9 protein-coding genes are annotated in these 13,322 nt (G+C 44.4%); all 9 read right to left on the bottom strand.

Features of this window, described 5'->3' with window-relative positions; genetic code table 11:
• Nucleotide 1: 1 nt before the first annotated feature.
• Nucleotides 2–2,458 (bottom strand): beta-galactosidase GalB, encoded by a 2,457-nt coding sequence (gene galB, locus ACED20_RS17705; RefSeq protein ID WP_378106085.1) that lies wholly within the window; start codon nt 2,456–2,458, stop codon nt 2–4.
• Between the two features lie 103 nt (nt 2,459–2,561).
• Nucleotides 2,562–3,350, bottom strand: a complete 789-nt coding sequence (locus ACED20_RS17700; RefSeq protein WP_295212868.1) for a gluconate 5-dehydrogenase — start codon at nt 3,348–3,350, stop codon at nt 2,562–2,564.
• 5 nt (nt 3,351–3,355) lie between these two features.
• Nucleotides 3,356–4,192 (bottom strand): 5-dehydro-4-deoxy-D-glucuronate isomerase, encoded by an 837-nt coding sequence (gene kduI, locus ACED20_RS17695; RefSeq protein WP_378106083.1) that lies wholly within the window; start codon nt 4,190–4,192, stop codon nt 3,356–3,358.
• Between the two features lie 32 nt (nt 4,193–4,224).
• On the bottom strand, nt 4,225–6,156 hold the full coding sequence (locus tag ACED20_RS17690) for a family 43 glycosylhydrolase (protein ID WP_378106081.1): 1,932 nt from the start codon (nt 6,154–6,156) through the stop codon (nt 4,225–4,227).
• A 36-nt stretch (nt 6,157–6,192) separates the two neighbouring features.
• Nucleotides 6,193–8,211, bottom strand: coding sequence for a DUF2264 domain-containing protein (locus tag ACED20_RS17685; RefSeq protein ID WP_378106079.1), 2,019 nt, complete (start codon nt 8,209–8,211; stop codon nt 6,193–6,195).
• Nucleotides 8,212–8,231: 20 nt separating this feature from the next.
• Complete coding sequence (locus tag ACED20_RS17680; RefSeq protein ID WP_378106076.1) at nt 8,232–9,557, bottom strand: BNR-4 repeat-containing protein; 1,326 nt, start codon at nt 9,555–9,557, stop codon at nt 8,232–8,234.
• On the bottom strand, nt 9,557–10,777 hold the full coding sequence (locus ACED20_RS17675) for a glycoside hydrolase family 88 protein (protein WP_378106074.1): 1,221 nt from the start codon (nt 10,775–10,777) through the stop codon (nt 9,557–9,559). The genes ACED20_RS17680 and ACED20_RS17675 overlap by 1 nt, the downstream gene beginning before the upstream one ends.
• A 43-nt stretch (nt 10,778–10,820) precedes the next feature.
• Nucleotides 10,821–12,011 (bottom strand): DUF4861 family protein, encoded by a 1,191-nt coding sequence (locus tag ACED20_RS17670; protein ID WP_378106072.1) that lies wholly within the window; start codon nt 12,009–12,011, stop codon nt 10,821–10,823.
• A gap of 33 nt (nt 12,012–12,044) precedes the next feature.
• Nucleotides 12,045–13,160: a glycoside hydrolase family 43 protein gene (locus ACED20_RS17665; RefSeq protein ID WP_378106070.1), complete on the bottom strand. Its 1,116-nt coding sequence runs from the start codon at nt 13,158–13,160 to the stop codon at nt 12,045–12,047.
• Nucleotides 13,161–13,322: the final 162 nt, after the last annotated feature.

Genomic DNA, 13,322 nt, shown 5'->3' with positions numbered 1-13,322 from the left:
ATTATTCAGCTTTTGTTTCGATTTCAATTTTTCCTGGTTTCAAACCCTTTCCTGTTACTTTAAGCGTTATGTTTCCTGGTTTTTCCGTCGACTGGACCGTTACCACAAGCTTTCCTTTAAAAGCTTTCATGACCGGTAAATGGAACATCTGAAGGTTTGTGGCATCGCCGTTGGCCGCCACTTTATACGTTCCGGCACCGGAAACGGAAAAACTGAGATCCTGATCGGCATCAGGACAAAGATTTCCTTCAGCATCTACAACACTTGCGGTAATATATGCAAGATCTTTCCCGTCCGCACCGAGTGTTTTACGGTCGGTTTCCAGTAGAATATGATGAGGCTTTCCGGCAGTTTTTACGGTTTCTTCCGCTACTGCTTTTCCATCGGCATCATAGGCAATTACTTTAATTTCTCCTGGCTGGTAGATTGCGTCTTTCCACATCAGACGGTATCTTGCCGTATTGGAAGTTTTGTTTTTTTCCTGTCTGCCCTGACTTTTTCCATTGATGAAGAGTTCAGCCGAAGGATAGCTGGTGTATACAAATACCGGTGTTACTTTTCCTTCTCTTCCCGGAAACGTCCAGTGCGGAACGATGTGCAGGGTAGATTTTGAAGTGTTCCAGTGGCTCCGGTATAAATAGTACCGGTCCTTTGGAATTCCTGCCAGATCGATGATTCCGAAATAGGAACTGTGGGAAGGCCATTTTTCGTCATAAGGAGTGGGCTCACCCAGATAGTCGAATCCTGTCCACACAAATTCACCGATGACATAAGGCAGATCTTCCTGCTTTACGAATTCATCGTCGGGGATCTGGGACCAGTTGCAGTATTCCAGGTCGTAAGATGAAGATTGGTTATCGTCATACATTTTGTGTTTCTGCGGCTCTGCAGGAAATTTATATACGCCTCTTGAACTTACGGTGGATGCCGTTTCACTGCCGAGGATCATTCCCTGTGGGAGCCTGCCGTAAGCCATTTCGTAATGTTTCGGCTTGTAATTGAATCCGGGGATATCCAGAACGGCCGCAAAATTATTATCCAGAGCATTCTGCAGCCTGTCCATTCCTGCGGTAACCGGACGTGTAGGATCTTCACGGTGGCAGATGTCCTGAAGGAATTTCAGTAATTTCCCGCCTTCTTTGGTACCCTGGTCGGGAACTTCATTTCCGATGCTCCACATCACCACGCTGGGGCTGTTGCGGTTGGCATGGATCATATTGATAAGATCTTTTTCCGCCCATTCGTCGAAAAGGTGGCTGTATCCATTGGTAACTTTCGGAGATTTCCATTCATCAAAAGATTCCACCATCATCATAAAGCCCATTTCATCACAGAGTTTTACCAGTTCAGGTGCAGGCATGTTGTGGGAAGTCCTGATGGCATCCACTCCCATGTCTTTGAGCAAAACCAACTGACGGCGGAGAGCAGCTTCGTTAACAGCCGCTCCTAAAGGACCAAGGTCGTGATGATTGCATACCCCTTTGAATTTCCGGTATGTACCATTGAGGGAAAATCCTTTTTCGGGTTCAAATTTTAGGGTTCTGATGCCGAAACGTGTCGTATACTCATCTTTGAGCTGGTTTCCAGAATACAGTTTACTTTCGGCCATATATAAATTCGGATTCTCCGGTGACCACAGTGCCGGATTACGTACGATAATCTCCTGATCAAACTCATTTCCGTCGGTATCTTCCAGATTTTTAACCGCCGTAGCCACGATTTCTCCTTTTGCATTTTTAAGTGAGGTTTCCAGGCGAAGGTTTTTAAGATCTCCATTGACTTTGGTCTTTACACTGACTTTGGCAAAATCTTTATCGATTACAGGTGTTGTGATGTAGGTTCCCCATACCGGAATACTCGTATCTTCGGTAATGATCAGGTGAATATTACGGTAGAGTCCCGCTCCCGGATACCAGCGTGAAGCCTCCGGTTTATTTTCCAGTCCGATCGCCAGTGTATTCTTCCCTTCTTTCATCTGGTCTGTAATATCCATTGAAAAGGAATTGTAGCCATACGCCCAGTGCCCTACTTCTTTTCCGTTCAGATAAACTACAGGATAGCTCATGGCACCATCGATCAGGAGGGTTGCTTTTTTCCCTTTTTTGAATGCGGGAACCTCAAAAGTATTCCGGTACCAGCCTTTTCCTATAAAGGGAAGTCCTCCTGTCCGGCCGGTTTTAACGGTGGCTTCTTTTTCTCCGTTTTGCACGATCTGAACCTTCTGGCTGTCATTATTTCCGTCAAAAGGTCCTGTAATAGCCCAGTCATGCGGAACGGTAACGGTCTGCCAGTTTTTGTCACTGAAACCGGCCTGTACCGCTTCCGGATGGTCGCCTTTGCTGAATTTCCAGTTTTTATCCAGAAGGTATTCCGTTCGTGTCTGTGCATAGCCGTAAGCCGTACACAAGGCCAGCAGGCCGGTAAATGTAAAGCTGCGGATATGTTTTGGTAAAATCATATTTAAATTATATTAAGAATGAAAATAGTACTATTAAGCTAAATGTAATCAACAAGCTGTACTTTTTGAACCGTATTTTTCAGGGCTCATAAAGATCAGCTTCTTATTTTTCGTTCATGGGTTTGCCTATGGTCGCCAATATTCCGCCATCTACATAAATGATCTGTCCATTGACAAAATCACTCGCTTCAGAGGCCAGGAAAACCGCTGTTCCTGCCAGGTCTTCCGGGTCCCCCCACCTTCCTGCCGGGGTACGGTTGAGGATGAATTCGTTAAAAGGATTTCCGTCTACGCGTATCGGTTCGGTCTGGCTGGTAGCAAAATATCCGGGACCGATTCCGTTGACCTGAATATTGTATCTGGCCCATTCGGTCGCCAGGTTTCTGGTCAGCATTTTCAGTCCGCCTTTGGCAGCCGCATACGCAGAGACATTATCTCTTCCCAGCTCACTCATCATCGAACATATATTGATGATCTTACCGCCATTACGTTCTTTCATCCCCCTAGCAACGAGTTTTGACATGATGAAAACGCCCACCAGATCCACATCAATCACTTTCCTGAAATCTTCCACTTCCATGTCCAGCGCCATGATTCTTTTGATAATCCCGGCATTGTTAACCAGAATATCGATTTTCTGATGCTCCTGAATCATTTTCTCTACATTTTCCTTTGCGGCCTGCTCGTCCGTAACATCAAAGAGATATCCCGAAGCCCGGTATCCTTTCTCCCGGTACCGGTTCAGGGCCTCTTCCAGTTTTAAGGGTGTCGTGCTGGTAATCAGCAGTTCTGCTCCTGCCGCGGCGAGCCCTTCCGCCATTGCCATTCCCAATCCGTGGGTCGCTCCGGTGATCAGTGCCCTCTTTCCATTTAAATCGAATAAACTTTTCATAGCTGTTATTTCATTTGGTCCGGTGATACCACATCCATATCACTGTAATCCAGGTTTTCGCCTGCCATTCCCCAGATAAAAGTATAGCTGGAGGTTCCTGCTCCCGAGTGGATCGACCATTCCGGAGAGATTACGGCCTGATGGTTCTTCATAAAAATATGTCTCGTTTCCTGCGGCTGGCCCATAAAATGGCAAACGGCCTGGCCTTCTTCCAGTTCAAAATAGAAATAGGCCTCCATACGCCTTTCATGGGTATGGGCGGGAAGGGTATTCCAGATGCTTCCGGGGTGCAGTTCGGTCATTCCCATCTGCAGCTGACAGGTTTCCAGTACGGTATTGACGATTAGCTTATTAATGGTTCTCCGGTTGGCATATTTCTGTTCGCCAAGCTCTACAATCTCAGCTTCGGTTTTTGTAATTTTACGGGTAGGATACGCATGATGCGCCGGAGCAGAATTCATGTAAAAATAAGGCTGCCCTGCCTCTGTTCTGTCAAAAATGATTTCTTTGTTTCCTTTCCCGATGTAAAGTGCTTCTTTGTGATCCAGCTCATACACCACTCCGTCTACGGTAACTTTTCCTTTTCCGCCAACATTGATGATGCCTAGCTCTCTTCTGTCCAGAAAATATTCGGATTTAAGCTCATCAATGGTTTCAAGCTTCAGGGGCTGGTTCACCGGAAAAATACCTCCCACCATATAGCGGTCATAAACCGTATACACCAGTTTAATGGTATCTTCCTGAAAAAGATCTTCAATGAGGAAATGTTTCCTCAACTGTTCTGTGGTATAATTTTTTACATCTTCAGGGTGATGCGCATATCTGAATTCCGTTTTTGTCATTGTATCGTTATTTATATATTTTTTTAATTGTTTTATTTAGATGAAACCGGCTGAATGCCTTGCAGGGTCGGAATAATGGGAATAATGAATCCCCGGTCATCAAATCTGAGCCGGTCTATGCAAACCTCCCTGTTGTAACCAGCCGCATCGCCCATCGTAATACCGTCCGGAACATTAAACCTGTGATATACGATATACCATTCATCTGTTCGGGGAACCTGAATCACCGAATTATGGCCGGTCGCGTAAATACCTTTTTCAGGAACTTTGCTGATCACGATATTATTTGGGGGAATGGTAACGGGACCTGCAGGGCTGTTCGAAATTCCATAACGTACCCTGTAGTTTGGGCTCCGGGTATCATCTTCGCTCCAAAGGAAATAATATTTGCCTTTTCTGTAAAATACTTCCGTTCCTTCCCGGAATGTCGCGTCCGGTGTGATGGCTTTCACTGTATTTTTTTTAACCGACAGCCCGTCTTTATTAAGCTCGGCTACAGCAAGATATCCATTACCCCAATACAGATAGGTTTTCCCGGACTTCCGATCGGTAAAAACGTCCGGATCAATTTCCTGCCCTCCTGAAACGCCTTCCGGTTTAAAATGAATTAAAGGTTTTCCCGAATCTTTAAACGGACCATTGGGTTCATCCGAAACAGCCACGCCGATTTTTTGGGCAGCGGTGAAGTAAAAGAAATATTTATATTTTCCATGGATCTTTTTCTCTGCAATTGTCGGTGCCCAGGCATTACGGGGTCCCCACGGCACATCTTTTTTCAGATCCAGAATAATGCCTTCATCTTTCCAGTCGGTAAGATCATCTGAAGAGAATGTTTTGAAATAGGTCCCGCTCCATGAGGTAAAACCATCTGAAGTAGGATACAGATAGTATTTTTTATTTTTCCGGGAATATAAGATTTCGGGGTCGGCGTAGAATCCTTCCAGGGCAGGATTATTATTAACCACAGGAAAATCCGCAGGCTTTTTCCATTTTGAAAACAGACGTTTCAATTCGGTATTGGTGATGGGCATTACCGTACCGTGGCGCGGGTGGAAATCCATGGATATATCCTGATCGATCACGCTGAAATGTTCCAGGTCCGTACTTTTGGTAAACTGGTATTTTCCTTTAATGTACACATCATACATGAGAATATATTCATCCGAATGATTCAGCTTAAATACTCCGGCTCCTTCTACAGCTTCCTTTGTCTGTTGTTTATAATCTTCCTCTTCCGTCCATTTTCCCGAAGTAAGTTTTGTCGCAGTTGCTTCTTTGATGCCATTGCCGTCACCTTCGGTTTTGTAAAAGAGGTGATAAATGCCGTCTTTCAGGATAATATCCCCGTCGATACAGGATTTACCGTTTTTCGGGAAGAAAAGCTGCTGCGGTTTGTTTTCAAAGCCGGAAAAATCTTTATTCGCGTAAGCATAATAGATGATATCCGGGCCGTTCCCATTTTTCATAGAAAAATAAACCATGTACTTTCCTGCCTCACGGTCATAAATCGTCTGAGGTGCCCATACTCTTTTTAAATCTTCGTTTCCGGAGTAGGCTTTCTGTATATTGATACTGCGGGAGGTCCAGGTAATAAGGTCTTTCGACTGCAGCAGGACAATTCCCCGGTTGGAATCCCAGCCTTTATTTGAGGTCATGTCGGTTGCCACCATATAATAGGTCTTTCCGTCCTCTGATCTAAGAATATGGGGATCCCGTACCCCTCCGGTTGTACTGATCTTTTTTGAATCGATCACCGGCTGATTATCGTTGAGGGCATAGTAATGATAACCATCCCTGCTCACCGCAAAACGGACAGCTTCTTCTTCTACTTTATTTCCGGTGAAGTAAACGAAAAGATAAGCGTTCAGGTCTTTATCGGCAACGGTTTTCGGCATCTGCTGCGAAAAAAGCGGCGTACCGGTCATCACTGTAAATAAGATATATTTTAAAATGTCCGACTTCATAGGTTTTATGTTCAGATTTTAACCAGATTTTTAATATTAGTAAGAAATTACTTTTTTTGTGCCGTCTGCGAAATCTACCGTCACAAGGCCGTCGGAAGATGAGGCTATTTTTTTTACCGGCATCAGCTCTTTTTCCGACCATCCACTGCCTGATTTTTTCCAGAGCATTAACGTGGAATAGATGTTTTCTTTTCCGGGACTATAACGGGCCGAAGCATCCAGTACCATGCTTTTTTTACTGACCGGATGAAGATCTTCTGCTGCTACAGCTTCCACCTTTTCCCATCCGGACAGCGGGATCATTGCCAGCTGATAGATTCCGTTATCAATAATGGTTGCCGTAAATTTACCGGTTTTCCGGGTAGATATTTTTATTTTCTGTTTTAATTCGGGAAGTGCATAATGTCCTAAACGCATATCAACAGTTTTCTTGGAATTATTTTTATCTATTCTTAAAATCCCGTCAGGCAATGTGATATCTGCCAGCTGCATGGTGATGTCTGCATCGGTTTCCAGGACAACGTCCCGGTAATAGATGCCGTTTTCATATTTTTTAAAAGTGTAAAGGCGAAAAGGTTCCCATTCATTTTTCTGATTTTTCAGGACGTAGTTCATAGCCACCTCACCGTTCTTGCCGTCTGCCTGCCACGGAAAAGCCGTGTTGTAAGCAAGGCGGTTGTAATTTTCTGAGGAACGGAACTGCTGCCAGTCGTCCGCTGCTTTTTCATGGCACCAGGACCTCATCTCGGTAGCACCGATGGCCGGATAATCCGTAATCATCAGGTTGCTTATTTTCTGGAATCTGTTATAAACCCGGTCTTTTTTAAATTCGGTTTTCCACGGACCGGTATTCTCTGTAGCCGTCCAGAACGGATTGTCTTCAGGAATGAGCAGTGCCAGAAACGCTTTACCCATCCAATAGACACTTCCCCTGCAGCTGTAGATCTGTACTGCCGGTTCAAAATGACCGTAGAATCCCAATGCAGGAACATGATCTTCCATAAAATCAGGATTTTCAAGAAACTGGAGCAATGTGCCGGAAGATATTCTCCTCATCCAGCCACAGTTGGTTTCGGTGTCCTTCAGTATACCTAAGAACGGTAAAGGGCTGATGGAGGCAAACCGGTAACTGATGCTTCTTCCCCACATATTCATTTTGCCGTCTTCCGAAAAAGCATAGGGATAGTTTTCACCCATTTCTTTAAAATTGCGGATCAGTTGAGCGGCGATTTCCGGCTCATGCTTTTTACCGTAAAAATCAGACCACAGGATTCCGTACAGCTGAAATGCCCACATGCTGTAATAATCGTAAGCCGGGGAGTCGTTGTACCACCCGTCTGCCCTGTACTGTTCGAGAGATTTGGTAAGATATTCCTTCATCAAAGCCTCGTTAACTTTATATCCATTTTCCCTGAAGAAGCTGAGAATAAAGATGTTGAAAAACCTCCAGTTGGAAGCGATGGTCGGACCCTCGCCATAGCTGAGCATGGTAGCCGCCAGCTGATCCTTCTGCTTTTGGGTAAGCGGCTTCCACAATACATCCGGTGCCACAAAAAGAGAAATAGATAATGCCCCGAATTCCACCAGAATCTGGCTGGGACCGCTTTTAGGATCTTTTACCGGAATGTAGGAAGGGCTTGCCGGATCAATCAGATTCAGGATCTGATGGCGGTAATAGTCGGAAAGTTTGATACCGTTGATTTCCAGATCCGGATTTTCCCGCAGGAGTGCGGAGGCAATAAAAAGAGTTCTGCTGAGTCCTTCCAGTTTTTCGGTAGGGATCTGTTTCGGATCTCTGGGATAGCTTTTTCCGGGCTGTTTCGGAAATACCATAGGATCATCAAGGGTATGAACATAGCTGAATGCGCCCTGAAGCATATACTTTGCAGCTTCTTTCCAATGCTCACGGGTCATCCCGGTATACGGACTTCTTTTATAATCCGGATTTTTAACCGTGAAAATTTCCGGAACGGTATTTTTCGCTGACTGGGCATGGAAGTTCCCAGCCATCAGGCTCAAAAAAAGTATTGAAAATATATTACGAATCGTATTCATTCTTTTTTATTTAATTCCTATTATTTTTCATTGGGTTTCCAGTCCAGTACTTTGACGGGAGTAGCTTTTTCGTCAGACAGCCCTTCACCGTCCACCTGCCTGGTTTCCTGTACGAAGAGGCTGATATATTTATGTGTGCGCCAGAGTTCCGTATCGATATTCGGCTCCCATGATCCTACATTTTCCTCCGAAAGATCTCTGATAAACCATCTTTCTGTAAAAGGAAAGCTGTTTTCAGCCACTGAAATCCTGCTTCCGCGTTCCGCATCCCTGAAGATCAGGTATACTCTTCCAGTTTCAGAAACGGCCAGCTGAGGACGTGCCATAGGAATGGTTTTCGTTCCGCCACCGCTCAGACTGAAGGCCTGTGTCCTGAAATTCATATTATCAACTTCCCAGATATTTCCTTTTTTATAAATAAGATGATATTGCGGGATGAGACTGTTAGGTTCCCGCCAATAGCTTACAATAAAAGGATTTCCCTGAGCATCGGCAGCCATGGAAGTCTGATTGATGAGTTCGCTTTTCTGTGGAATGGAAACAATACGTTCCGCCGTCTCTATGGTCATGGGCAGCTGATATTTTTCCCCGGTGGATTTCTGCCATGTTTTGCCCCCATCGCGGGAACAGGCATATGAAAGATCGTGGTTGGATGCCACATCGGGCGATTCCCTCCACACCCATGAAAGATGGATGGTTCCCTTCCCGTCGATACAAGCCTGAATGTAAGCATTCCGTTTCCCTTCACCAGTAATGAGATTTTCGTGTAAACGCGTCCATTTTTTTGTTTTACCGTCATATCTGTTGAGGACAAGGTTCCCATTTCCTGAACTTCCGTCCCTGTAGAAAAAGATGAGATCACCTCCGGGAAATCTGTAAAATTCCGGATAGGATACTTTTTCTTCATTTTGTCCCGTCATAGGAAGGCGTTCCGTAAAATCCAGGGAGCCTGGCGCTTTGCTTCGGGCATACTGTAGAGGTGTATCATGATGGTTCCATGCGATATGCAGGTAACCTTCCGCATCGGTCATAATGCTGATGGTATTATGGGCATCCTGTGCATGTCCGGAATAAGAGGTTTCTTTTGTTTCCCATTTTTGCGAATGTATATTTCTTTTCCCGACAATCACCTTTCCCTGCGGATCGTAATAGGCAATGTACTGACTGTTATGATCCGTTACCAATGCATTTTTCCGGAATACCACCGTATTAACGGAGTTTTTTGCCCAGCCTTCCCCTACATAAGATTCTGAAATCTTATTTCCTGAATCATTCTGTACAGCGGAACATCCCGTACATAATGAAAGGATAAGACTTACTAAAATACCACAGTTTTTCTTATTCATTAGTCTAATGATTTACCCAAATATCTTAATAATGCTTCTACGTAATAATAATCGCCATAGGACAGCGGAACATCGACTTCGGTTTTATCGGGCATGTTTCCTACGCCGTGCCTGAGGATAAACCCGCCATTTTCGCCATTACGAGCAAGGTATTGCGGAGAAGAAAGGGTTTTCAGCATTATTTCTGCTGCCTTTGCATAGGTTTCTGATTTTGATTTTGGGACATAGTTTTTAAGCTCCAGGAGGGCAGACGCCATTACGGCTCCCGCAGAAGCATCCCTTTTTGCCCCGGGAATTGCAGGATCGTTGAAATCCCAATACGGTATTTTGTCTGCCGGAAGATTGGGATTATTCAGAATGAAGTCTGCAATTCCCTGCGCCTGTTTCAGAAATTCCGGTTTTTTGGTAAACCTGTACATCACCGTATATCCGTATAATCCCCAGGACTGGCCTCTAGCCCAGGCAGATTCGTCGGCATATCCCTGATCGGTGTTCTTCATTTCCACCCTGCCTGTTTCAGGATCGTATGAAACGACGTGGTAACTGCTGAAATCGGAACGGAAATGGTTTTTGAGTGTTGTTTCAGCATGCTTAAGAGCGACTGCCCTGAACTCCTGATTTTTAAAATGATCTGCCGCCCATAGCAGCATTTCAAGGTTCATCATATTATCAATGATCACCGGGTATTTCCATTTGCTGTTCCACGGTGCGGGATCCCAGGAACGTATGGTCCCGGTAACCGGACTGAACCTGGAAATCAATGACTGTGAAGAGGTATCGATTACTGCTGCATACTGAGACTGGCGGGTAATTTTATAGGCATTCCCAAAACTACAGAACATCATAAACCCTAGATCGTGTGTCGTTTTGTTGTTTTTTTCTTTTTCGAGGACAGCGAGCTTTTTTTCCGCTTCCTGAAGAAAAAATTTTTCACCGGAAGCTTTATAGAGGTAAAAAAGGGTTCCCGGATAAAATCCGCTGCACCACCAGTCTGAACTGCTGGTGATCAGTTTTCCGTTTTCAAGTGTTTTTGGGAAGCGGCCGGCAGGGGTTTCTTTTGCTAAAAACCGGTATTGCTGTTCAGCCGTCTGCAGAGCGGAGGCTGCCCATTCTTTGTCTTCAGATAACAGGAAGACTGGTTTTGTTTTGCAGGAAAACGCACACAGAATAAGTATTCCTGTGATTATACTGCTGATATATCCGGTATTTGTTCGTTTCATATGCCTATCGTTTTTAGTTTCCGGCAGGAATTTTAATGTATTTTTAATGATTCTGAAAAGTTACTTTTAAAGGATGTTTCAGTTTTTCAGCCTGCCGGATAAGCAATTGTTCCCAGTCGTTGAAATTATTGATCTGCCCGCTCTTTTCCCAGGCAAAACCTGCATAATAGGTCACTTTATTTTCAGGCCTGGTTATCATAAGGATGTTGCTCTGGTCCGGTACTTCAGAAATACGTGCAAAAGTGGAAGAAACGGCCGCAGGATCCATCACTACCCCGCTTCCAATGTACGAACCGTCTATTTTTTCCCAATAGCTCATCCATCCTTCCTTTTTTTTGATTTTATATTCTCCTTTTTTATCATGCATGGTAACGCCGACGGTATAGTCTTTCAAAGGCTTTTCAGATTTAAGGCTGATATCAAATTTTGAGAAATTGGATCCTACATCCAGCGTAATTCTTTTTACTTCTGAAGTTTTATAAGGACCATACGGAGCATAGGTCAGCTCAAACACGGTACGCAGCGGGCCTGCCGCTATGGTATTGTATGCTGTATAATTCTGAGAGATGTACAGGCTGTCGTTTTTCCAGACTCCGGTTCCCCCGGTTCCGCGGCTGTCTCCCACATGGTAAGCATCGTATCCTTCTCCATGATCGGTATGGTAATAAAACGGTGTTTTTACATGTCCTGCATACCATTCGTTGATGACGGATTTACCGGTTCTTTTGAACCAGAGGTCGATCCCACTGGAAATGGTACTTCCCTGAACTTTTTCCAAAGCCTCCTTCTGTCCTTTCGGGCCGTACGTACGGAAGGCCACCCTGTCATTCTCCCAGGTATAATCGTCGCTGCGTTCGGGAACAAACCTGGAATAGGCAACGCTGCTGCTTTGAGGTTCTTGGGCATCAGCATCAGAAAAAAGCGTGTACCGGGATGTACTTTTCGCCGGAACATCCGCCTGAAACAAAAACTCATCTGCCTTTCCGTCTTTGTTATAATCTATCCACTGGGTCCTCAGTATTTCGCCGGTTTCCGCACTTTTAATCCTCAGTGCTTTTTGGGACAACCCTTTCAGTTTTGATACCGGAATCCCTATGATTTCTTTCCGCTCAAAGCAGAGATCATTGGTAACTCTTACAGTAAGCGTCAACGTTTTTCCGGAGGGTAACTTACTGAATGAAAACGGAATTATTACTGCCGACAGTGCGAGAAATTTCAGGTTTTTACTATTCATCTGATCATATTTAGAAACTATCTGTTGTATTTTTTATTTAAAATCTTTCAGCGACCAATGGTCTTTCCATCGGATGACAGGTCTTCCGTTTTGGAATTCCAGCGGCAGCCAGATATATCTTCCGTCGATCGGGTTTTTGGGCCTCCAGCGGTCTGCCATGAAAATAAAGGCATCTTTTTTTCCGTGTACCGGAAGAACAAACGTGCTTTGTGAGTGAAAGGTGGTTTCCGCATCTTCACCGATCGCCGGATTACCCAACGATTCCCAAGGCCCCCAAATGGATTTTGCCCGGAACGATCTCGCGGCATTGGGATCCCAGCTGGTACATCCTGAAGTTATAAGATAGTACATTCCGTCTTTTTTGAAGAGGGCCGGTGCTTCATTCTGTCCACCCGGCGCAATTAAGGCATATTTTCCGGTAAACCCTTTATAATCGTCGGTAAGTTCTGAAATATGAAGGGTCATATTTTCTTCGGAAGAATGAATATGGTAAGCCTTTCCGTTGTCATCTACAAAAAGCGTCATGTCCCTGGCCATCTGTCCGTTTTTAAAGTCTCTGCGGATGTACAATCCTTCCTGTACTTCTTTTTCCCATTCGGGTGTCCAGCCTTTCAGGTCTCCTTCCGTGATTTCTTTATGTTTCCATTCTTCTTTAAATCCCAAGGGCCAGTGTCCTGCGTCGGGATTATAAGATTTTACGTAAACAAACGGCCCTGCAGGTGTTTTGCTTACGGCAACCGCGGTTTTTGCCGCTTTATATCCCTGGTCTTTAAGTTCCAGGTGAAACCACATGATGTATTCTTTATTTTTTTTATTGTAAATAACCTTCGGTCTCTCGATAATACAGCCGGAAACGATTTCCGATCCCGGATCATTACTTACCGCAAGAGCAACCCCTTCGTATTTCCAGTTGTATAAGTCTCTGGAAGAGTAGCAGGTAACTCCTATCCTCGCGTCATTGGTTTTATCTTTGTGCTCGCCGTACCAATAGTAAGTATTGTTCTGAAAAAGGATTCCGCCACCATGCGCGTTGATCGGATTCCCCTGTGTATCTTTCCATATTTCTCCCGGATGAAATTCCTGAGCGTTCATCCAGGACAGTACACTCATCAGAAGCAGGTAAAAGAGTATATTTTTTTTATTTTTCATATGACTGTTATTTTGTGAAACCATTTTTCAAACTCCATTTTCCTGATCAATTTATCATAATTTATTCAACATCATCTGTGCTTTATAAAACTTTTTTCCTGAAAATCGTTTTTGTAGGAAAAGTAATGCCCTTTGCAGAGCATTACTTAAAAATAAACTATA

Source organism: Chryseobacterium sp. sg2396 (genome assembly GCF_042610505.1).
In the GTDB taxonomy this organism is placed as follows: Bacteria; Bacteroidota; Bacteroidia; order Flavobacteriales; family Weeksellaceae; genus Chryseobacterium.
The sequence above is the reverse complement of the archived record's forward strand: the minus strand, read 5'-3'. Positions and strand labels throughout refer to the sequence as shown.

Excerpts from the sequence above, each read along its gene's own strand:
- ACED20_RS17670 (WP_378106072.1), bottom strand. The coding sequence starts at position 12,011 with ATGAATAGTAAAAACCTGAAATTTCTCGCACTGTCGGCAGTAATAATT.
- ACED20_RS17690 (WP_378106081.1), bottom strand. The coding sequence starts at position 6,156 with ATGAAGTCGGACATTTTAAAATATATCTTATTTACAGTGATGACCGGT.
- ACED20_RS17700 (WP_295212868.1), bottom strand. The coding sequence starts at position 3,350 with ATGAAAAGTTTATTCGATTTAAATGGAAAGAGGGCACTGATCACCGGA.
- ACED20_RS17665 (WP_378106070.1), bottom strand. The coding sequence starts at position 13,160 with ATGAAAAATAAAAAAAATATACTCTTTTACCTGCTTCTGATGAGTGTA.
- galB (WP_378106085.1), bottom strand. The coding sequence starts at position 2,458 with ATGATTTTACCAAAACATATCCGCAGCTTTACATTTACCGGCCTGCTG.
- ACED20_RS17675 (WP_378106074.1), bottom strand. The coding sequence starts at position 10,777 with ATGAAACGAACAAATACCGGATATATCAGCAGTATAATCACAGGAATA.
- ACED20_RS17680 (WP_378106076.1), bottom strand. The coding sequence starts at position 9,557 with ATGAATAAGAAAAACTGTGGTATTTTAGTAAGTCTTATCCTTTCATTA.
- ACED20_RS17685 (WP_378106079.1), bottom strand. The coding sequence starts at position 8,211 with ATGAATACGATTCGTAATATATTTTCAATACTTTTTTTGAGCCTGATG.
- kduI (WP_378106083.1), bottom strand. The coding sequence starts at position 4,192 with ATGACAAAAACGGAATTCAGATATGCGCATCACCCTGAAGATGTAAAA.